This is a genomic window from Paenibacillus sp. sgz302190, from assembly GCF_059820445.1.
Genome location: NZ_JBZYAO010000031.1, coordinates 1 through 19967 on the forward strand (window position 1 = coordinate 1; position 19967 = coordinate 19967).

General features: G+C 52.0%; 21 protein-coding genes. 15 read left to right on the top strand and 6 right to left on the bottom strand.

The annotated features are described in order from the left end of the window. Nucleotides 1–416 precede the first annotated feature (416 nt). From sufC to sufB, 5 genes are read left to right on the top strand one after another with little or no spacing between them, the layout of a single operon-like run. On the top strand, nucleotides 417–1247 hold the full coding sequence (sufC, locus tag AC6RNO_RS26480; RefSeq protein WP_474679779.1) for a Fe-S cluster assembly ATPase SufC: 831 nt from the start codon (nucleotides 417–419) through the stop codon (nucleotides 1245–1247). 15 nt (nucleotides 1248–1262) lie between these two features. Then, on the top strand, nucleotides 1263–2558 hold the full coding sequence (gene sufD, locus AC6RNO_RS26485) for a Fe-S cluster assembly protein SufD (protein ID WP_497107325.1): 1296 nt from the start codon (nucleotides 1263–1265) through the stop codon (nucleotides 2556–2558). Further along, nucleotides 2555–3781, top strand: coding sequence for a cysteine desulfurase (locus AC6RNO_RS26490; protein WP_488437656.1), 1227 nt, complete (start codon nucleotides 2555–2557; stop codon nucleotides 3779–3781). Before sufD ends, AC6RNO_RS26490 begins: the two co-directional genes overlap by 4 nt. Next, a complete protein-coding gene (gene sufU, locus AC6RNO_RS26495) occupies nucleotides 3768–4199 on the top strand; it encodes a Fe-S cluster assembly sulfur transfer protein SufU (RefSeq protein WP_474679776.1) in 432 nt (143 codons plus the stop codon). The genes AC6RNO_RS26490 and sufU overlap by 14 nt, the downstream gene beginning before the upstream one ends. A gap of 19 nt (nucleotides 4200–4218) precedes the next feature. Continuing rightward, the gene (sufB, locus tag AC6RNO_RS26500; protein WP_474679775.1) at nucleotides 4219–5616 is read left to right on the top strand and encodes a Fe-S cluster assembly protein SufB; all 1398 of its coding nucleotides are present in this window, start codon (nucleotides 4219–4221) and stop codon (nucleotides 5614–5616) included. A 380-nt stretch (nucleotides 5617–5996) separates the two neighbouring features. Here the strand turns inward: sufB and AC6RNO_RS26505 are convergent, their stop codons facing one another. The 3 genes from AC6RNO_RS26505 to AC6RNO_RS26515 form a co-directional block, all read right to left on the bottom strand. Further along, the gene (locus tag AC6RNO_RS26505) at nucleotides 5997–7193 is read right to left on the bottom strand and encodes an RCC1 domain-containing protein (protein WP_488437654.1); all 1197 of its coding nucleotides are present in this window, start codon (nucleotides 7191–7193) and stop codon (nucleotides 5997–5999) included. 120 nt (nucleotides 7194–7313) lie between these two features. Further along, nucleotides 7314–7673, bottom strand: a complete 360-nt coding sequence (locus tag AC6RNO_RS26510; protein ID WP_474679856.1) for a NucA/NucB deoxyribonuclease domain-containing protein — start codon at nucleotides 7671–7673, stop codon at nucleotides 7314–7316. Nucleotides 7674–7755: 82 nt separating this feature from the next. Beyond that, the gene (locus tag AC6RNO_RS26515) at nucleotides 7756–8034 is read right to left on the bottom strand and encodes a hypothetical protein (protein ID WP_474679773.1); all 279 of its coding nucleotides are present in this window, start codon (nucleotides 8032–8034) and stop codon (nucleotides 7756–7758) included. 189 nt (nucleotides 8035–8223) lie between these two features. On the opposite strand from AC6RNO_RS26515, the gene AC6RNO_RS26520 reads away from it, so the two are divergent. The 6 genes from AC6RNO_RS26520 (at nucleotide 8224) to AC6RNO_RS26545 (ending at nucleotide 12738) form a co-directional block, all read left to right on the top strand. Next, nucleotides 8224–9321 carry an NlpC/P60 family protein gene (locus AC6RNO_RS26520; protein ID WP_497107326.1) on the top strand — a complete coding sequence of 366 codons (1098 nt, stop codon included), beginning with the start codon at nucleotides 8224–8226 and terminating at the stop codon, nucleotides 9319–9321. A 145-nt stretch (nucleotides 9322–9466) separates the two neighbouring features. Then, a complete protein-coding gene (locus AC6RNO_RS26525) occupies nucleotides 9467–9697 on the top strand; it encodes a hypothetical protein (RefSeq protein ID WP_474679771.1) in 231 nt (76 codons plus the stop codon). Then, nucleotides 9694–10524, top strand: coding sequence for a hypothetical protein (locus tag AC6RNO_RS26530; protein ID WP_497107327.1), 831 nt, complete (start codon nucleotides 9694–9696; stop codon nucleotides 10522–10524). Before AC6RNO_RS26525 ends, AC6RNO_RS26530 begins: the two co-directional genes overlap by 4 nt. 5 nt (nucleotides 10525–10529) lie before the next feature. Then, on the top strand, nucleotides 10530–11726 hold the full coding sequence (locus AC6RNO_RS26535; protein WP_474679769.1) for a glutathionylspermidine synthase family protein: 1197 nt from the start codon (nucleotides 10530–10532) through the stop codon (nucleotides 11724–11726). After that, nucleotides 11723–12352, top strand: a complete 630-nt coding sequence (locus AC6RNO_RS26540; RefSeq protein ID WP_474679768.1) for a signal peptide protein — start codon at nucleotides 11723–11725, stop codon at nucleotides 12350–12352. Before AC6RNO_RS26535 ends, AC6RNO_RS26540 begins: the two co-directional genes overlap by 4 nt. After that, nucleotides 12352–12738, top strand: a complete 387-nt coding sequence (locus tag AC6RNO_RS26545; protein ID WP_474679855.1) for a DUF350 domain-containing protein — start codon at nucleotides 12352–12354, stop codon at nucleotides 12736–12738. Before AC6RNO_RS26540 ends, AC6RNO_RS26545 begins: the two co-directional genes overlap by 1 nt. 5 nt (nucleotides 12739–12743) lie before the next feature. Here the strand turns inward: AC6RNO_RS26545 and AC6RNO_RS26550 are convergent, their stop codons facing one another. The 3 genes from AC6RNO_RS26550 to AC6RNO_RS26560 form a co-directional block, all read right to left on the bottom strand. After that, entirely contained in the window at nucleotides 12744–13790 is a 1047-nt protein-coding gene (locus tag AC6RNO_RS26550) for an HD-GYP domain-containing protein (RefSeq protein ID WP_474679767.1), read from the bottom strand. A gap of 103 nt (nucleotides 13791–13893) precedes the next feature. Then, nucleotides 13894–14952, bottom strand: a complete 1059-nt coding sequence (locus AC6RNO_RS26555) for a ThiF family adenylyltransferase (protein ID WP_474679766.1) — start codon at nucleotides 14950–14952, stop codon at nucleotides 13894–13896. Nucleotides 14953–14971: 19 nt separating this feature from the next. After that, entirely contained in the window at nucleotides 14972–15673 is a 702-nt protein-coding gene (locus tag AC6RNO_RS26560; protein WP_474679765.1) for a molybdenum cofactor biosynthesis protein, read from the bottom strand. 132 nt (nucleotides 15674–15805) lie between these two features. Here AC6RNO_RS26560 and AC6RNO_RS26565 point away from each other — a divergent pair, with 132 nt between their 5' ends. The 4 genes from AC6RNO_RS26565 to AC6RNO_RS26580 all read left to right on the top strand — a co-directional run bounded on the left by AC6RNO_RS26565 (nucleotide 15806) and on the right by AC6RNO_RS26580 (nucleotide 19958). Further along, entirely contained in the window at nucleotides 15806–16264 is a 459-nt protein-coding gene (locus AC6RNO_RS26565) for a molybdopterin-dependent oxidoreductase (RefSeq protein WP_497107328.1), read from the top strand. A gap of 37 nt (nucleotides 16265–16301) precedes the next feature. Further along, nucleotides 16302–17762, top strand: coding sequence for a bifunctional metallophosphatase/5'-nucleotidase (locus AC6RNO_RS26570; protein WP_474679763.1), 1461 nt, complete (start codon nucleotides 16302–16304; stop codon nucleotides 17760–17762). Nucleotides 17763–17871: 109 nt separating this feature from the next. Then, complete coding sequence (locus AC6RNO_RS26575) at nucleotides 17872–18684, top strand: undecaprenyl-diphosphate phosphatase (protein WP_497107329.1); 813 nt, start codon at nucleotides 17872–17874, stop codon at nucleotides 18682–18684. Nucleotides 18685–18824: 140 nt separating this feature from the next. Next, complete coding sequence (locus AC6RNO_RS26580) at nucleotides 18825–19958, top strand: HD-GYP domain-containing protein (protein ID WP_474679760.1); 1134 nt, start codon at nucleotides 18825–18827, stop codon at nucleotides 19956–19958. Nucleotides 19959–19967: the final 9 nt, after the last annotated feature.

The window sequence follows — 19967 nt, forward strand, 5'->3', positions numbered from 1 at the left end:
TAAGAGTGCCCAGTGCGATCCTGATTCGTAAGTAATGCCGTTTCGTCTTGGTTCATGTCATTTTCTCCTGCCATTATGTCGTATAACTGATATTGTACGACATTATAGCTGTTATATGGCACTTTAGCGCAAATTTTGCATGCTGGAATTACAAAAAAATGCGTCCAAATCGGCTTGGAATTGTTGACCGCAAGGGGATCAACGATGCCGGCTTTTTTTGTTGTTTGACGTTTTCAAAGCCGGGTTCATGTGCATACTTGAATGATGAACAACATATTCGTCAGATTTTTAACGTCTTGCCCTTTATTGATTTCGCCGGGTAAGTTATAATAGAATTATTCTAATGAGAATCAGTGAGAATCATTTAATAATGATTTTCTTTTACAAGTTAATTCAAAATTATGGAGGCTCAAGAGATGGCAAACTCACCAACATTCACAATAGACGGCCTGAAGGCGAACGTCGAAGGAAAGGAAATTTTGAAAGGCTTGAACCTGGAGATCAAAGGCGGCGAAGTCCATGCGATTATGGGACCTAACGGAACCGGTAAAAGTACGCTGGCTTCCGCGCTGATGGGCCACCCCAAATACGAAGTGACCGAAGGCTCCGTAACGCTTGAAGGTGAAGACGTGCTGGAAATGGCGGTTGACGAAAGAGCGCGCGCCGGGCTGTTCCTCGCCATGCAGTATCCGAGTGAAATTACCGGGGTAACGAATGCCGACTTTTTGCGCAGTGCGCTCAATGCGCGCCGCGGCGAAGGCAATGAAATTTCCCTGATCAAGTTCATTCGCCAAATGGAAGCGAAAATGAAACAACTGGAAATGAACCCCGAGTTCATGCACCGCTATTTGAACGAAGGCTTTTCCGGCGGCGAGAAAAAGCGCAACGAAATTTTGCAAATGCTGCTGCTCGAGCCTAAAATCGTCATTCTCGACGAAATCGACTCCGGTCTTGACATCGACGCCCTGCGCATCGTTGCGGAAGGCGTTAACGCTATGCGCAGCGAAGACCGCGGCTTCCTGATCATCACTCACTATCAGCGCCTGCTGAACTACATCAATCCTGATTTTGTCCATGTCATGATGCAAGGCCGCATCGTCAAATCAGGCGGTCCTGAGCTCGCTCAGCGTCTGGAAGCGGAAGGCTACGACTGGATCAAAGAAGAGCTGGGCATCGTGGATGAAACCGTAGGCCAAGAGACGGAAGAATTCAAAGTTCCTATGAACACGACTGCGCCGAAGTACTAAATCAGGAGGAATACCATGAGCACACAAACTATTCTTTCCATTGATCCGGGCGCGGTTGCAGAGCTTTCCCGCAGCAAAAAAGAGCCTGAATGGATGACGGCTCTGCGCAGCGAAGCGCTGAAGTCGGCGGAATCTTTGGAATTGCCTAAACTTGAAAAAACGAGAATCGACCGTTGGAGCATCAGCTCACACGGTTCCTATAAAGCACAGGCGGCCCTGGCTTCTCTGGATGAGCTGCCTGAAGCGGCCAAAGGTCTGTCCAACCCGGACAACCTGATTGTGCAAAGAAACTCCGGCATCGTATACAAGCAAGTTGCGGATCAGCTTAAACAGCAAGGAGTTATTTTCACGGATCTTGAGACTGCGCTGCAGGAGCATGCCGATCTTGTGAAGCCTTATTTCATGAAAGCTGTTGAAGCGGGCGAAAATCAGTTGACTGCGCTGCACGCTGCTCTTTGGAATGGAGGCATCTTCCTTTACGTGCCCAAAGACGTGAGAGTGGACATCCCGCTGCAGGCGCTTTTTGTTACTGACGATGCGGAAGCGAGCTTTGCGCCTCACGTTCTGATTGTTGCGGAAGCGAACAGCTCGGTAGCTTATGTCGACAATTTTGTTTCCTCGCACAGCGGCGGCCACCTGGTTCAAAACGGAGCGGTTGAAATTTTCGTGAAACCGGGAGCGAAAGTAAATTACGCGACGATTCACAATATGGGCGAATCGGTAACGGATTTGACTTACCGCCGCGCGATTGTCGAAAATGACGGCGGCGTGCAGTGGGTAGTCGGAGAGCTGAACTACGGCAATTCGATGTCCGATACGACGTCCATTTTGAAAGGCAACGGCTCCGATTCGGACGCCAAAGTCATCTGCGTCGGAACTGACGAGCAAAAGCTGAACCTGACTACGCGCGCCGTACACTTCGGCAAAGCTTCGACTAGCGATATGATTACCCGTGCCGTTATGAGAGACGGAGCTACAGCGATCATCAACGGTATTACGAAAATCGAAAAAGGTGCTACAGGCTGCAACGGCCAGCAGACCGAGAAAGTGCTCATGCTGAGCCCCAAAGCGCGCGGCGACGCCAACCCGATCCTGCTTATCGACGAAGACGACGTTAAAGCGGGCCACGCGGCAAGTGTCGGTCAAGTGAACGCGGAGCAGGTCTACTACCTGATGTCCCGCGGGATTTCCAAAGAAGAGGCGCAGCGCCTGATCATCTACGGATTCCTTGCGCCGGTCGTTTCCGAAATTCCGATCAAGAGTATCGAAGAGCAGCTGCAAAGCTTTGTAGAAAGGAAGCTGGGACAATGAATACCGCGGAGATACGTGAGCTTTTTCCCATTCTCAAGCAGGAAGTGAACGGTCATCCTCTCGTATATCTGGACAGCGCAGCTACGTCCCAGAAGCCGGTGAGCGTGATTGAAGCGCTGAAGCGTTACTATGAGTGGGACAATTCCAACGTTCACCGCGGCGTTCATACGCTCGGCTCACGCGCGACTGACGCGTATGAAGGGGCACGGGAGAAAGTAGCCAAATTCATCAACGCGTCCAGCGAGCAGGAAATTATTTTTACGCGCGGCACGACGACCGCCATTAATGTGGTGGCGAACAGCTACGCGAGAGCGGTGCTGCGGGAGGGCGACGAGATCGTCATTACCCCGATGGAGCATCACAGCAATTTAATCCCATGGCAGCAAGTTGCGAAAGCGACGGGAGCCACTTTAAAGTACATTCCTTTGCAGGCTGACGGTTCCATATCTTTGGCCGATGCCGAGAGCGTCATTACGGAGCGGACGAAATTCGTTTCGATCGTTTATGTATCCAACGTGCTCGGGGTCATCAATCCGGTTAAAGAAATTGCCAAAATCGCGCACAAGCATGGCGCAAAAATCATGGTCGACGGCGCGCAAAGCACACCGCACATGAAAGTCGACGTGCAGGATTTGGATTGCGACTTTTACGGCTTTTCCGGACATAAGATGTGTGGACCTACCGGAATCGGGGCATTGTATGGGAAGAAGGCACTCCTGGAAAGTATGGAGCCCGTTGAATTCGGCGGAGAAATGATCGATCATGTGGATCTCTATGAATCTACCTGGAAAGAGCTCCCCTGGAAATTCGAAGGGGGGACGCCGATCATTGCCGGCGCCGTAGGATTGGGAGCGGCTATCGATTTTCTGCAGCAAGTTGGTATGGACAATATTTATAAGCATGATGTGCAGCTTACGAATTATGCGCTTGAGCGAATGCGGGAGATCGAAGACCTCACCGTTTACGGTCCTCTCCAAAACCGCGCCGGTCTCGTCACGTTTAATCTTGGGGATGTGCATCCTCACGATGTGGCGACGGTACTGGATGCGGAAGGAATAGCCGTTCGTGCCGGCCACCACTGCTGCCAGCCTTTGATGAGATGGCTGCAGGTCACGGCTACGGCTCGCGCCAGCTTTTATATGTACAATACCGAAGAAGATATTGACCGACTTGTGGCGGCCTTACTAAAAACAAAGGAGTACTTCGGTCATGCAATTGGATGATTTATACCGCAGAGTCATTATGGATCACTATAAAAACCCCCGCAACCGCGGCAAGTTCGACTCCAGCGAAGCGGTCACGATCGACCTGAACAACCCGACCTGCGGCGATAAAATATCGCTGCAGATGAAGGTGGAGGACGGGAAAGTCGCGGACGCCAAGTTTATCGGCGAAGGCTGTTCGATCAGCCTTTCTTCCGCTTCGATGATGACGGACGCGGTGAAAGGCAAGACGCTCGACGAAGCGCTCGAAATGGCTGAGAAATTTTCCGGATTGATGAAGGGCGAAGCCGTGGAATTCGAGTATGAAGATATTGAGGCGTTGTCGGGGGTCAACAAATTCCCGGCCAGAATCAAATGCGCGACATTAGCGTGGAACGCGCTGCGCAAAGGCATCGATCAAACGAAACAGAACGGATAACGAATAGGAGGTAACTACGATGGCCAAACAAATGCCCGAACTCGATGAGTACAAATATGGTTTTAGAGATGAGCACAAGGCTGTATTCCAAAGCGGTAAAGGTCTGACGCGCGAAATCGTGGCGGAAATTTCCAAAATGAAGGGCGAGCCGGATTGGATGCTGCAGTTCCGCTTGAAATCGCTGGAGCAATTTTTTGCAATGCCGATGCCTCGTTGGGGCGGCAATTTGGACGATCTGGATTTTAACGATATCCAGTACTACGTAAAACCTTCCGAGAAGCAAGGCAAAACGTGGGAAGAAGTTCCGACGGAAATTAAAGAAACTTTCGACAAGCTGGGGATCCCGGAAGCCGAGCAAAAGTTCCTGGCGGGCGTATCCGCGCAGTACGAATCCGAGGTCGTCTACCACAGCATGCAAAAAGAGCTTGAAGAGCAAGGCGTTATCTTCACCGATACTGATACGGCGCTTCGCGAATATCCGGAGCTGTTCAAGGAATATTTCGGCACGGTCATTCCGCCAAGCGATAACAAATTTGCCGCACTGAACAGTGCCGTATGGTCCGGCGGCTCCTTCATCTATGTGCCAAAAGGCGTGAAATGCGAAGTGCCTTTGCAGGCTTACTTCCGCATCAACTCCGAAAACATGGGACAATTCGAGCGCACGCTGATCATTACGGACGAGGACAGCTTCGTGCACTATGTAGAAGGCTGTACAGCTCCTATCTACAGCACGAACTCCCTGCACAGCGCCGTAGTTGAGATCGTCTGCAAGAAAAACTCTCGCGCCCGCTATACAACGATTCAAAACTGGGCGCCGAACATTTACAACCTCGTTACCAAACGTGCCGTTGCCGAAGAAAATGCGACGATGGAATGGGTCGATGGCAACATCGGTTCCAAACTGACCATGAAATATCCGGCCGTCGTTCTTAAAGGCCGCGGCGCCAAAGGGATGGTACTGTCCATCGCCGTAGCAGGCAAAGGACAGCATCAGGACGCCGGCGCCAAAATGACGCATCTGGCTCCGGAAACGACGTCGACGATCGTCTCGAAGTCGATTTCCAAGCACGGCGGCAAGGTGACGTACCGCGGACTTGCTTCCTTCGGACGCAATTCCCAAGGCTCAAAAGCGAACATCAAATGCGATACGCTCATTTTGGATAACGAATCCACATCGGATACGATTCCTTATAACGAAATTATGAACGACAACATTACGCTGGAGCATGAAGCGACGGTATCCAAAGTATCCGAGGATCAACTCTTCTACCTGATGAGCCGCGGCCTTACCGAAGCGGAAGCTACGCAAATGATCGTTATGGGTTTCATCGAACCGTTCACTAAAGAACTTCCGATGGAGTACGCCGTAGAGATGAATAGATTGATCAAATTCGAGATGGAAGGCTCCATCGGTTAATCAAAAAAACTCCCTGACGCTAACGCTAAAGGGAGTTTTTTGCTTTTGGCGCAGCCGCTTTTTCCTGCATGTGCCTCTCCCGGCACGGTTGGGTTGAGGCGCCTCACGGCGGTTGGTATCCTTGTTAAGGAGAAAACCTGCAAAAGTGCAGGTTTTCTCCATGTAAATGGTTCATTTTGGCGAAAAGCCTGCGATTGTGCAGGAATTTTTGACCCAATAGGTCTGTGTCTTAAGTTTGGGAGGAAAAAACTGTAGTTTTGCAGGAATGTTTTGAAGAAAGGGCATCCAGGGAGTAAAAGCTGCACTTTCGCAGGTTTTTACTCCCTGGATGCCGATGATGTGTCAGCTCTAGCGAGCGAGTTTTTCAATTAGCGTCTTGCTCATTTCCGGGACGTATTAGGATACGGTTTAAGCTGTACTTGTACAGGTTCAAGTTGGAGCGACCATTCTTGTCCGAACAAGCCGTACTCATCATATCCCCACATCCACAAAGTTCCGTCTTTTTTTATGACCGCATCGGTAATCTCGCCTGCAAAAACCGCAGCGACATCGGATAACCCTTCAACCTGGGCCAGGGGGCGATTAATTGAAGGTGATAGGGTGCTTACCGTTTCTACATATTTTTTTGGAATATATCCGAAAGTCCAGACGGTACCGTCCTTTTTCAAAGCGATTACATGGTTGCCTCCGATTGCCAGATCAACTACATCGTTTAAGCCTTTAACCGGGGCCGGCGGTTCATCTTTGCCTCCGTCAAATTTCGGGTCTGAAAGGTAGCCGGCTCCCCAGAGCCAAACCGTTCCATCCTTTTTCAGGACGATATGGTCATAGGAATTGCCCTGTCCGAGCTTTACAATATCCGTTAACCCTTGAACTTGCACGGGATTTTGCGTTTTAATTGATGCGAGCATGTTGTTTTCCCGATGATTATATTCCCAGGTCCAGACGGTTCCATCATCCTTCAGGATCAAGGAAGGAGAGATGTCTTTAATATGGTCGATGCTTTTGACGAGCGTCAGTCCTTCTAGCGGGCGAGATTGGTATTTCTGCAATTCGGTCGTTTTAGCAAAAGCGGGGATGTCTTCCCATACCCACATTTTTCCGTTTTTGTCGACTGCTGCAAAGACATTGTCATGGAAGGAGCAAATTTTTACAATGTGCTCCAGATTGGGGACTTGTGTCCCGAGCTTTGGCGTCGCTTCCCCCCACTTGTCCTTTTGCGAGTCCGATGATTCATCAGAATCGACGGTCCATACGGTACCGTCATCTTTTAATGCGATCCCGAAATTTCTGTTGGAAACGATGCTTACAATATGGTTCATGTTCTCCACCTGAAACAAATTACCCCGGTTAGGCAGCAGATTCATTCTGTAGGCCCGCGACGAGACGGACAATCCCCATCCGTTGCCTTTATCGTCCAATACAAAAGGACGCTTGCCCACATCCGTAATTTGAACCGCTTTTGTACTTTCCGTAACTTTTGCTTGGACGGAAGGCGCTGCTCCGCCTAATACGAACAGACTCATTACGGCGGCTATAGATGTCGTCATTCTTTTTCTTAGCACATTTAAAATCATCCAACAAACCTCCAACTTATAGTAATATTCATTTTACATCCAAACTATAAGTTAGACGCTGGAAGTACAAAAAAAGTTTCTCATCTATACCCTAAAATGGAAAATGAATCATTCCTACCCTTACTTCACTATAAACTCGACTCTCGTGCCGTTGGGATACTGATCCAGCTGGTTTTTGACCCAGCTTCCGGCGCCGCGGTTGTCAGATGGCGTTATGTATTCGATGTTGGCGCCTTTGCCGCCTTCGCGGCACATAGCCATGGGCCATTCATCACGGTCATATCCCTTTTTGACAGGTATGTCCTGGAGCGATGCTTTGCGGTTATCGTCCGCTCCTTCGCGGGCAATGGTGCATACGGCTGATTCGCCGGATTTGATCGCTTCTTTGATGTGTTTTGCCGTTTCCGGGTAACGATCTTTAGGGAACACCAGTTGCACGGTTGCCGGCTTTGTCGGCTCAATGGCTTTGTAAGTGAACAAGCCGCCGCTGAGCAGGACCGAGAGGGATACTAAAATGAAAGCAATTTTCTTACGCAATGATAGGAACTCCTTTACTAGTTAGTTATGAACGGCGAATCGCGAATGACAGTGTAGGGTCCGCCCACAACGGAACGGCGATACTGAACAGCCAATAGGCGAGCACCAAAAAAGAAAGCAGCGCAATAATGAAACCGCCGGAGCGGCCGTTGCGAGTTTTGGCGACGATCCCGCAAATCAAGGCAATGATCCCGAAAACAAGACCGATCGGCGTTGTAATGAGGAGAACGTTCAATGCGATGGCGATCAGGCCAAAGATGACGCTGTAAAGCGAAGAAGCGGAAGCGGGCTTTTCCGGATTCATGTCATTGACACCAGCCTTTCGTTCACGATTTTTATATACTCATTCTCTCCATCTTACCATACGTATTAGCATGAATCTAACGGTAAAAGAGATATGCTGGCCGTTATGGATGCTATTGATGTATATTTGCAAGCGGCTTGTTTCAACCTATGAAGGATCACAACGTTTCCTCAAAGGAGCAGAGATGCCATGTGGAAAAGGCTGAAATTAGCGGCAGCGGGAAGTATGATCGCGGCATTGGCCGTAACAACCGCTTGCAGCGGCTTTAACGCTGCGCCGTTCAGTTCCAAAGCAATTCGCGGAGAGGCCTCATCGCCGCCTGTCATCGGGAGCGTATCCCAGACCGGCCAAGGACAGAAGATGCCGGGCGCCCAGGATGCCGCAATTCCCTTAAAACAAATAGGCAATGTGAATTATGTGTCAGCGGGCGATTTGATAGGCATTCTGAATTTCCAGTCGGATTGGGTGGAAGGCAAAGACACTTTCCTTATCGGAGATCACGACTCCAACTTCGAACTGAGTATGAATTCGACAAAGGCGCGCAAAGACGGCTATGAGCTGAACGTTCATCAGCCTTTCGTCAAGCAGGGTGTTATCGCCTATATTCCGATTTCTGCGCTCGGCGATCTGTTTCAAGAAGATATGTCGTACAAAGTGAGCGAGGGACAGCTCCGCATTCATCCATCGCCAGCCGTTGAAGCCCGGAATGAGGATGATCCGGACCCCGGCGGAACGGAGGATGAGCTTGATTTTGCCGACGATCCGAACGATCCTTTTAAAGACGCCGATGAGGCGGCCAATCCGGTTTCGGGGACAGGCGGTTTCCCGATGGCCGAGATTGAAGCATGGTCGCCGGTCGGGCGCGGAGATATTGTTCCCGTCCTGAAAAATACGGATATCAACGCGCTGATTCGCAAAGGCAAGCAGTACATGGGCGTCAAGTATAAATTCGGAGCGGACTCTTACCCGTCTACGGGTCTTTTCGACTGTTCGGCTTTTACGCAATATATTTATGGCAAATTCGGCGTTAAGCTCCCCCGGTTGGCGAGGCAGCAGGCGGCGGAGGGCAATTTGGTCAGCCGCAAAAGCTTGCGAAAAGGCGACTTGCTGTTTTTTTACGTGCCCGGGCGGTTCAAAAGCAATAAAAATGTAGGGCATGTCGGCATGTATATCGGCAATCATCGGATGCTCCATGCGTCGCCTTTATCCGATAAGGGCGTTCAAATTACAAATATCGATACAGCCTATTGGAAGGAAACTTTTTTGCGGGCGAAACGTGTCATATAATGGATTTTATTGTAAAATTAAGGTCTGTCTCCGGGACAGGCTTTTTATTTTTGCTTTTTTTTGAAACAATTCGGGAGGTCCTGCGTTTTACTTAGTAGGCAGTCTGATGAATACAACACATTTTGTCGAAACGAGGAGGTTTGCAATGAACATCGTGCTTTACGAAAAAATGGCGGACGGCGGACTCAGCAAAATTCACGAACGCGCGTGGGACGAAAAGCTGGTCATGGCGCTGGAAGCGGCTAATTATTTGCTAATCGGGGGCAAGGAATATGAAATGATCGAGGGCAGATTGAATCTGGACCTCAACGTATTTGAATTGCTGCTTGCTGCAGGAGGGGAAGCGGACGACCGCGCAGGGGGAGATCAGCTTTGAAACAGCCGTTGAAAGTATTATCCACTTCTCTAGGCCTTTTGCTTGCGGGACATATCCTTTTGATTCCTGCCGGGTCTGCGGAAACGGCTGCTTCCGGCAGCACCCCTCAGCTTGTCGAATGGTCGACGGATCAGGTCAAGGCTTATTTTGACGCGAGTGCGGACTGGAATTTGCCGATTGCGGCCGTGCAGGGAGAGAAGCTTCCGGAATCAACGGAAGAGCCGCAAGCCGGCGGAGGGACATCGGGCGGCAGCGCGCCGGTCGTCGTCAACAATTACGGAGGCGGCCTCGGTTGGGACGATTTGCTTTTATATCATCTGATTTTGAACAGCGGCCGTTCCTATTCATCCAGCAGTTGGGCAAACAGCCATCCTTCCTATGATTACCGGACGAAACAAAAGTATGTCCCGAAAACATACACCGGCGATACTTTTGCCAACCGTTCCAAAACAAAGACACCTACGACTTCGAGCGGAACAGGATCTTTTACGACCAATAAATCCAAAACCGGCTCCAGCTCCAGTGCCAAAGCCACTCCATCAAGCGGCGGCTCGGGCGGAGGTGCAAGCAGCTCAAAAACGAGCACAGACGCCGGTTCAAAAGCGAATACGGATAGCGGTGCAAAAGCGAGTACGGGCAGCAGTACAAAAACGGGCGCGGACACCAGCTCAAAAGCAAGCACAAGCAGCAGCTCCAGTAAAAGCACAAGCTCAAGCACAAGTTCAATCACAAGCTCAAAATCGAGCTCGACATCGTCCGGCAGCATTGGCGGCAGGTCCAGCGGGTTCAGCTCAAGTTCCAGTTCCAGCTCCAGTTCCGGGGGTTGACGAAAATGGCGTATGAAGTTATGGGCACTCCTTCTCCCGATCGGAGCAGCCGGGTGAAGCAGCTTGCCGAGCTCGGCTTTACTTGGGCGGATCTGGAACAGGAAGCCTACTGGATTGACCAACTCGTCGCGATGGACCGCGGCACGTACGAGGAATTGCTGGCCGCCGCGGGAAAGCTTTGGATCGTTTTTGACAAAGCTGCGCGATTCGTCCTTGGACGGCGGGACCTGTATGCGGCGCTCTCCATCCCGGAAGTGCTGTGGGACGGCTTGGACTCCCTCGAACCGAACGGTCCGGGGCTTTTGAGCCGGTATGCGCGGTTCGATTTCGCCGTTGATCAAGAAGGCGGCATCAAGCTGTTGGAGCTTAATGCCGACACACCGACGGGCTATGTCGAAGCCTCGATGGCGACGCCGTGGATGTGCGCGCAGTATGGAATCGACTCGCCTAACAGCGGGATGAAAGAGCTCGTGCGCCAGGCCTGGGAAGCGGAAGCCCCCGATTATGCGGCATGTGTCGCTTACGGCCGTCATGCGGAGGACTCGGGGACGATAGATGCTCTTGTCGCCCATAGCGGACGGACAATAACGTGCGTCGATTGTCTCGATTTATGGATCGACGAAGGCGTCGTGAAAGTCGGGGAGGAGCACACGATTCAAACCATGTTCGCCCTGTATCCGAAAGAATGGATGGGCATCGACGACGGCGGCGAAGCGCTGGCCTATTCGCTGGAAGAGGGGCACCTCAGCTTGTTTAATTCGCTCCATGCGGTCATTTTGCAATCAAAAGGGCTGCAGGCCGTTATTTGGGGGCTTCATGAGCTTGGCGCCGACCTATTCACGGAAGAGGAACATTCGGTCATTCAAGCTTACATGCTGTCTACATATACGATGCCCGTGCTGGACGGCAGATACGTGTCCAAGTCGATGTTCGGCCGGGAGGGCGGTTCCGTGGAGCTTTACGATGCGGAAGGCGCGCTGGAGACAAAGGACGAGGCGGGATTCGACACGAGTGTGTTTTTTCAAAGAGTTTACCAGCAGCGTGCGGATTTGCCCAAGCTGGCTTTTCATCATGCGGAGCTGCATCTGCTCACCGGATTGTTCGTGCTGAACGGCGAGCCCTGCGGTCTGCTGGGCCGCGCAGGCGGCATCATCACCGGGAATTCGAGCCATTTTGTAGCGATAGGAGTGAAATCAACTTGAAGCAAAATCGATTTTGGCTCATGGCGGGAGTCTTTGCAGCCATCATTTTCATTATAGGGTTTATTGTTGCCGCTAACGGCAGCAAATCGACGGTTCAGGACAAAGCCGCTTCGGGAGCCGGCGGCAGTGAGATTCCGTGGGATTATCGGGTAACGGAAGGCAAAGTCGGCGACTTGCTGGACGGGGATATGCTGCTGCTGCCGAACAATGAACGGATTTCCAATGATCAAAATTTTGCGACCGGCGATCAGGTTTGGGTGCTTAATTATATGAATGCAAGCATGAAAACGAATGCTGAGGGCCGCAACGATGTGACGCTGTCGCAATGGAAGCCGATCAAAACGTTCAAGACCAAGGAAGATGCGGAAAAGGATTTGTCCGAGTTGAAAAAGGAAGTGAAGACCACGGTGGACCTGGTAGGTGTGTACAAAACGGAGTTGGACGGAAAATACCGCTATTTTGCGGTAGCGGATTTGCCGACGGGGCAAAAGGTCAAGCAGCCGATCGGAGAGGACCGCTATGCCAGCCTTAAGGATAAAAAGCAGGTGGACGTTATTTTGGAAGAAGTTCACGATTACGGCGATTACGATCAAGCAATGGCAAAATTCAGGGGGTGGGCAGATTGATGGTATGGAATCTTGTACTTAGCTTTTTCGTCATCGTATTGCTTCAATTCGCCGGGATGTATCTGTTCAGTCTAATGACTCCCTACCGCGATATGGAAGAAATCAATAACGGCAATCTGGCCGTAGGCATTACAATGGGAGGCAAGTTCGTTGCCTCGTCCATTGTGCTTGCGATTGCGGCGTATACGAACTCCTCGATCTGGCATATGAGCCTGTGGTTCGCGGTAGGGTATGTATGTCTGATTGCGGCTTACTGGGTGTTTGACTGGCTGACGCCGGGCGTCAAGCTGTCGGACCAGCTTCGTCAAGGCAATGTTGCCGTAGGGACGATGCTTGCGGCCGTCTATGTCGGGATCGCTTTGACGGTCAGCAGCCTGATCGTCTGATAAGGCTACATGGCGATTTGCGTGATTTCTACATCGCCAAGCTGAGACAAGTCGAGAAACTCGTCTTCGATTTTAACGAGCGGCCGGAAGAAGTCGGAAGGGTTGGTCATGATGATTTTTCCGGTTCTTCCGTCGCTTAGCAACACTTTTTTGCCGATAAAGTTAGGAATCATGTGCCGTATGAAAACTTGCGTAATTTGCGGGTCCAGCTCGCCGAAGCTCATGCGGTGCAGTTCCTTCAGGACGTACAGCAGATCGCGTTTTTCCTGGTACACACGGTTGTTGATCATCGCGCTGTAGACGTCTGCAACCGCGACGATACGGGCGTAGGAATGAATGTCCTTGTTGATTTTGCGCAGCGGATAACCGGTGCCGTTAATGCGTTCGTGATGCTGCAGGGCAGCCAGGGCGATAGCCTGTTCCTGCAAGGAATCGCGAATGATTTCAAAGCCGTAAATCGTATGTTTTTTGATTTCATCGTATTCGTCGTTGGTAAGTTTGCCGGGCTTTTGCAAAATGCTCGGGTCGATTTTGCTTTTTCCGATATCGTGGAGATAGCCGGCCTTACCTATGTATAGAGCTTCTTTTTCCGATTTTTCCATCCATTTGGCGATATAATAGGAAAGCATGCCTACTTGTACGCTGTGCTGATAGGTGTAGTCATCCGGGCTGTTTAAAGAAAGCAGCAGAGAGACGACATCTTTTTCGTCCCGACACGAGTCGATCAGCGGATTGAAAGAGGCCTCGATCGCTTCATTGTCAATGAGCTTACCGGAGCCGGCTTTGCCATACAGATCTTTGAATCCATCGATAGCACTTTGAAAACCAAGGGATTGTGCGGGGCTTGCTTCAATGTCAGCGGTTTCATCAGGTTCTGCTCCATCCGCGCTTCTCGGAAAAATGTCAACATAGTCGACATTGTGCATGTTCAGCAGATGGATATCGCTGCCGCTGAGCGAGGTTCCGGCCGACAGGAGATTCAATCCCGCGGCATTGTAGGTGTCGTTCATCAAAGTATCGCCAACTACTAGCTGTAAGACATGTGTGCGCATAAGTAAGTCCTTTCTACAGCCTATATATCTAAAGTAGGTATATAGTTATAGTATCAGCTACTCCTAGAAGTTGGCAATAAGCAAGGATGAGTTTTTGCGTTTTTTACATTCCAATGTAGCGGCTGTAAAGACTTTTGGCATGCGTCAGGTCGCTCGTACCCTGCACCAGAACGCGTCCGTCCGGGAAAATGACGAGCGTGACTTCGGGACCGGCCTGAAATTTGAGCAAAAAGCGGTTTCGCTCCGTAGGACCCAGCGGCGTAAGTCTTTCTTCCCATTGCTCGAGGGTCAGGGACGAAGGGACTACCGGATGGATTTGCACGGAGTCGCGTCCGCAAAGCGTCTGGATGACGTCGCTGTCGTGCACGGCATCCAAATAGTCGTAATGCCCTTTACCGCAGGCGGGACAATCCGGCTTGCGCGCGCCCGCAACGTTAATGGAGGAATTGTGATTGAACCACAAGTCCCACTGCTGCATGCGGTCATTCAAATGCTCCAGATCCCCTACGAGATATTTGATCGCTTCCGTAGCCTGAAAAGAAGCCACGACATGGATAATGCCGCCGATGACGCCGGCCGTATCGCACGTTTCCGCCGTTCCGGCAGCGGGGGCTTGCGGGAACAGGCATCGCAGGCAAGGGGTATGCCCGGGCCGAATCGTCAAAGCGACGCCTCTCGAAGCGACGGCTCCTCCGTAGATCCAGGGGATGCCGAGCTTGCTGCTGACGTCGTTGATGAGAAAGCGGACGGAGAAATTGTCGGAACCGTCCAGAATAATGTCCACGCCTCCGAGCAGCTGCTCCGCATTCAAAGGATTGAGGTCGACGACGTGCGGCTCGATCGCAACGAGAGAGTTGACGCTCTGCAGCCGCCTTGCCGCTGCAACCGCCTTGGGCATCGAGGAAGCGGCGTCTTCCTCATCGTACAGCATTTGGCGCTGCAAATTGCTGGCCTCGACGAAATCGCGGTCGATCAGCCGCACATACCCGACTCCGGCGCGCACCATATGATTGGCAAGCACCGTTCCGAGCGCGCCCATGCCGACGATGGCGACTCTGCTGACGTTCAATTTTTTTTGACCTGCCGTTCCGATCGGAGCAAACAGCGTCTGCCGGGAATAACGGGGATCCACGGCCTGTTCCAAATCGTTATCTATTTGCATGAATGTTCACCTCTTGCAGTCAGTCCGGTTGTTTCAGCGGATTCCAGGTGCCGGTCTGGCTGCCTTTCCACTCCGAACCGTCCTCCCAAATTTCTTTTTTCCAGATCGGAACCGTCTGTTTTAAACGCTCGATGGCATAGCGGCTCGCTTCGTAGCAGTCCGCCCGGTGGGGCGTTGACACGGCGATCACGACGCTTGCTTCGGCGATCGCGACTTTGCCCAGCCGATGCGTAATAGCGCACAGCGCCCCCGGCCATTTGGCGCCAATTTCCCCGCCGATCGCTTCCATCGTCTTGATGGCCATAGGCACATAAGCTTCGTATTCCAGAAGCACCGTCCGCTGTCCGGCGGTCATTTCCCGGGTTGTCCCGATAAAAACGAGAGAAGCGCCGTGATTCGGGTGGTTAACTTTGGCGGCCACCTCCGCCGCATCGATGGCGTCGTACGTAACCGCATATTTTGAAGGCTCCGGCTGTCCGCCCGACACGGGAGGGATCAGAGCCAGCTCGTCGCTCTCGGAGACGGTCTCCTCTTCGCCGGCGTAGGCCTGGTTCTTGGCGACAAAACAGGCGTGCAGCATGGCTGCAGCGGCCGGATGCCGTTCGGCGATGAGCTGTTTTAATTGTGCTATAGATACAGTTTCCTGTTCCGTTTCCATAGTAAGGACGGAAGTTTCCAGCAGATCCGCGAGACCTGCGAAGAGCTGTATGGTTACTCTCATGGCTGTGTGCACCTCTTGGCTTGATGTCGATTCCCTACAGCATATCATATTTTTGCGGGAAAATGGTATAATGAGGCATGTCAGGCAATCTGCCGTACAGAAAGAAGGGAACTGACGTATATGGGAGAGCGAATGAGCATACAAGTGAAAGACAAGCATATAGCCGCCGAGGTGTTTGCCGTGGAGGAGATGGCGGCCCTGGCTGAGCTGAGCTTGCCGTTGGAGGAGCGGGTTCCGGCCGTGCGTGGAGAAGCTTTCGATCTGAAATCGTGGTATCGGGGATGGAGGCAAAAGCACGGGGCGACGGATGCTCCGCAGCCTACCCATCTGAAAGTCGAGGCCGCCGATGAATTCCAGGCTTTGATTCCGTGGTCCCAGGCCGACCGGGCGTTGTTTTTGTATGCCCAGGACGGCGAGCCGCTGAGCAAAGGGTATCCGATCCGGCTGTACGTTCCGGACGGAAGCAGCGAATGCCTGAATGTCAAGAGCGTCGTCAGCATATGGTTTCTCCATGATGCGGGGCTGGGGAACGAAGCGGCATTCGGCTTCAAAAATTCGGTATCTCCGGATGAGCTGAAATTCAAGAAATGAGCGGAATTCGTCGGATAGATCCCAGGAGGTGAACGTATTGGTTAGTGGGCTGCGCAAACTAGTCATTTTGCATACGAACGACATACACAGCCATTTTGAACAGATGCCGAAAATCAGCGCGTACTTTCAAAGCGTGCGAAGCTCGCTGCCTGCGGATCAAGTGCTGGCGCTCGATATCGGAGACCACATGGACCGGATGCGGCCAGAAACGGAAGGCACCGGCGGGGTTGCGAACGTGGAGATTATGAACGCCACCGGCTACGAAGCGATGGCTGTGGGCAACAACGAAGGGCTTACTTTTACCCCGGACGCGCTTGGCGCCGTATTTCGCGAGCATGCCCGGTTTCCGGTCATCGCCAGCAATGTGCTGGATGCGGCAACGAACCGGACGCCGGACTGGATGCTTCCGTATTTGATCGTTCATAAGTCGGGGCTGCGGATCGCCTTGATCAGCGTCACGGCCGCTTATACCGACTACTACGAGCTGCTTGGCTGGCACGTTGCCGAGCCGCTGCAAGCCGTCGCCGAGATGACGGAGCGGCTGCGGCCGCAGGCGGATCTCGTCGTCGTCATGTCCCATCTGGGACTGCGGATGGATCAGCACATGGCGGAGGAACTGGAAGGCATCGACCTGATCCTCGGTGGCCATACGCACCATCTGCTCGAGGAGCCGCTCTTGATCGGCGGCACCTATATTGCCGCGGCCGGCAAGTTCGGCGCTTACACCGGCCGCATCGATCTTGCCTACGATCCGGCCGGCCGCCGGATCGCCGAGCTCCGCGGCAGCGTCGTGCCGATGGACGGCGCCGCCGAAGACAGCAGCGTCACCGCGCTGCTGGAGAGCTACCGCAAGTCCAGCGCCGCCGCGCTGGACGAGGAAGTCGCGCGGCTGCGGCAGCCGCTGCGCCTTGATTGGTACGGCGAGTCCCCGCTGGGCAACTTGCTTGCCGCGGGGCTTCGCCGATGGACCGGCGCCGAGATCGGGCTGGTCAACAGCGGCCAGCTCCTTCAGGGGCTGAAGGAGGGGCGCATTACCCGCGGGCGGCTGCTGGAAATATGCCCGGGGCCGATCAACCCCTGCCGCCTGCGGCTCAGCGGGGCCAATCTGCTGCAAGCGCTCGAAGAGTCGCTGCTTGGCGAATTTATGGAGAAGCCGATACGGGGCTACGGCTTCCGGGGCGAGGTGCTGGGCGTTCTGTGCGTCGACGGCATGCGCGTCGAAACGGACAGCTCCCGCCCGCCTTACGAACGCGTAATCGCCGCGACAGTCGGCGGCGAGCCGCTGGAGCCGGACCGCGAATATACGATCGGTACGATCGACATGTTCACGTTTGGCTCCGGCTATATGTCGCTGGGCAAGGGCAGCGACATCGAATATATGCTCCCGGAGTTTATCCGGGATGTGCTGGCCGCGCAGCTTCGGGACGAAGAGGCGGTCAAGAGCTGCGGGGACCAGCGGTTCACGGACCGAAGCCGCGCGAATTTTGCGGAAGAATAGTTCCAATTGACGATCTTTGTCGGATGTATTGTCAGATATGCATATAGTTAGGTAGAATATATAATCGGACAGGAGATTACCATAAACGAACTATTCGAAGGGGGAAGCCATGTACCACATTTGGGAAGCATTTATTATCGGCATTGTGGAAGGATTAACCGAATTTTTGCCCGTATCCTCGACAGGACATATGATCCTGACTCAAAACTTGATGAAAATTAACGATAACGACCCGGTCATCCAGACGTTTAACTTTTTTATTCAATTGGGAGCCATTTTGGCCGTCGTGCTGATTTATTGGAAACGGATTTTGTCGCTGTTCGGATTGATCCGCAGAAAAAGCGACAGCCCTACCGGCAGAAAGCTGAACCTGCTGCACATTCTGATCGGCATTTTGCCAGCGGGCGTAATCGGCGTACTCTTCAACGATTATGTCGATAAGTATCTGTTCAATGCAACAACGGTGCTGGTCGGTCTCGTGTTGGGCGGTATTCTTCTGATACTCGGCGAGAAACGAAAAGAACGCCCGTCTACCGAAGTGATGGACGATTTGACGTACAAGCAGGCATTTTTCATCGGTATGTGGCAGCTGCTTTCCATATGGCCGGGATTTTCCCGATCCGGCTCGACGATTGCCGGCGGCATGCTCTCGGGAGTAAGCCGGGCGGCCGCTGCGGATTTTACATTTATTATGGCGATCCCGGTCATGTTCGGGGCTTCCGGCATATATGTGCTCAAAAACCATTCGTCTTTGTCCATTGACTATCTTGGATTTTTCCTTACAGGCTTCTTCGTTTCGTTCATCGTCGCACTGCTGGCGGTCGTAACGTTCATCAGACTGGTGCAGCGCATGAAGCTTACATATTTTGCCTACTATCGCTTTATCGTTGCCATTATTTTTGCTTTATACTTGTATTTGTAAAAAAATTGTACCTTAGAACTAGATCGAACCGTGCCGAATGGTGCGGTTTTTCTATTGCTCTTTTTTATGAAATCTATTACATTTAGAAGAAAGATGAAATAAAATTTGCCAGAGTCTTTCACCTAAGCGAGGGAAGCAAAATGCGCTTAATGCCGATCAACATGTGTAAACCGGGAATGAGGCTGGCCAAAAATATTTACAACGAAGAGGGCCTGGTTCTGCTCGCTGTGAATGTAGAGCTTACGGAGCGACTTATAGAAAGGCTTTTCGTCTACGGCATCGACTATATATACATAGCGGATCCGCGTACGGATGATATCATACAGCCTGATTTGATACAGGAAGAGACGAGAAGAAAAGCGATACACGAAATTCGCAGCACGTTCCGCAGCATGATGGAGAATTCGCATAAGCGCAGCGCTGTCAGCTATTATGATTTGGGGCGCAAATTCCGCGAAGTGATGGCGATGATTATCGACGATGTAAGCAGTCATCAGGAAGCGATGGTCATGCTGAATCATATGAATATTACGGACAATTACTTGTTTCAGCATTCATTGAACGTAAGCATTTATGCAACCATGCTCGGAATCAGCTATGGCTACAACCGCGACAATCTCGTGGCGCTCGGAGTCGGGGCGCTGCTTCACGATATCGGCAAGACCAAAATTCCATTGGACATTTTACGCAAGCCGTCGCAATTAACCCACGAGGAATTCGACGAGATGAAGAACCATACGACCTACGGGTTCAATATCCTGAAAGAAGAACCCAACATTCCGCTCGTTTCCGCCCATTGCGCCTTACAGCATCACGAACGGATCAACGGCAGCGGTTATCCGCGGGGCATTCACGGAAATGACATTCACGAGTTCGCCCGCTGGATCGGCTTGGTGGATTCGTATGACGCGATGACGACCATGCGGGTGTACCGCCGTCCGATGCTGCCTCATCAAGCGATGGAGCAGTTGTTCGCAGGGTCCGGCACGATGTACGATCAGAGCAAAATCGCGCTCTTCCGGGACAAAGTCGCCATCTATCCGCTCGGAATTCCGGTGCGCTTGAATACGGGCGAGTCCGGAATCGTATCCAAACTGCACATTACGGTTCCGCACCGTCCCGTTGTCCGTATTTTGCAGGATGAATCCGGTCAAGATTTGAAAGAGCCGTACGAAATCGATCTGTCCGTAAAGCTGAACATTCTCATAACGGATGTCGGAGATACGCATGTGGGAGAAGTTGCATCCGACAAAGGCATACCTACGATTTTTTGAGATACAATA

Excerpts from the sequence above, each read along its gene's own strand:
- sufC (WP_474679779.1), top strand. The coding sequence starts at position 417 with ATGGCAAACTCACCAACATTCACAATAGACGGCCTGAAGGCGAACGTC.
- sufD (WP_497107325.1), top strand. The coding sequence starts at position 1,263 with ATGAGCACACAAACTATTCTTTCCATTGATCCGGGCGCGGTTGCAGAG.
- AC6RNO_RS26490 (WP_488437656.1), top strand. The coding sequence starts at position 2,555 with ATGAATACCGCGGAGATACGTGAGCTTTTTCCCATTCTCAAGCAGGAA.
- sufU (WP_474679776.1), top strand. The coding sequence starts at position 3,768 with ATGCAATTGGATGATTTATACCGCAGAGTCATTATGGATCACTATAAA.
- sufB (WP_474679775.1), top strand. The coding sequence starts at position 4,219 with ATGGCCAAACAAATGCCCGAACTCGATGAGTACAAATATGGTTTTAGA.
- AC6RNO_RS26505 (WP_488437654.1), bottom strand. The coding sequence starts at position 7,193 with ATGATTTTAAATGTGCTAAGAAAAAGAATGACGACATCTATAGCCGCC.
- AC6RNO_RS26515 (WP_474679773.1), bottom strand. The coding sequence starts at position 8,034 with ATGAATCCGGAAAAGCCCGCTTCCGCTTCTTCGCTTTACAGCGTCATC.
- AC6RNO_RS26520 (WP_497107326.1), top strand. The coding sequence starts at position 8,224 with ATGTGGAAAAGGCTGAAATTAGCGGCAGCGGGAAGTATGATCGCGGCA.
- AC6RNO_RS26525 (WP_474679771.1), top strand. The coding sequence starts at position 9,467 with ATGAACATCGTGCTTTACGAAAAAATGGCGGACGGCGGACTCAGCAAA.
- AC6RNO_RS26535 (WP_474679769.1), top strand. The coding sequence starts at position 10,530 with ATGGCGTATGAAGTTATGGGCACTCCTTCTCCCGATCGGAGCAGCCGG.
- AC6RNO_RS26545 (WP_474679855.1), top strand. The coding sequence starts at position 12,352 with ATGGTATGGAATCTTGTACTTAGCTTTTTCGTCATCGTATTGCTTCAA.
- AC6RNO_RS26550 (WP_474679767.1), bottom strand. The coding sequence starts at position 13,790 with ATGCGCACACATGTCTTACAGCTAGTAGTTGGCGATACTTTGATGAAC.
- AC6RNO_RS26555 (WP_474679766.1), bottom strand. The coding sequence starts at position 14,952 with ATGCAAATAGATAACGATTTGGAACAGGCCGTGGATCCCCGTTATTCC.
- AC6RNO_RS26560 (WP_474679765.1), bottom strand. The coding sequence starts at position 15,673 with ATGAGAGTAACCATACAGCTCTTCGCAGGTCTCGCGGATCTGCTGGAA.
- AC6RNO_RS26565 (WP_497107328.1), top strand. The coding sequence starts at position 15,806 with ATGAGCATACAAGTGAAAGACAAGCATATAGCCGCCGAGGTGTTTGCC.
- AC6RNO_RS26575 (WP_497107329.1), top strand. The coding sequence starts at position 17,872 with ATGTACCACATTTGGGAAGCATTTATTATCGGCATTGTGGAAGGATTA.
- AC6RNO_RS26580 (WP_474679760.1), top strand. The coding sequence starts at position 18,825 with ATGCGCTTAATGCCGATCAACATGTGTAAACCGGGAATGAGGCTGGCC.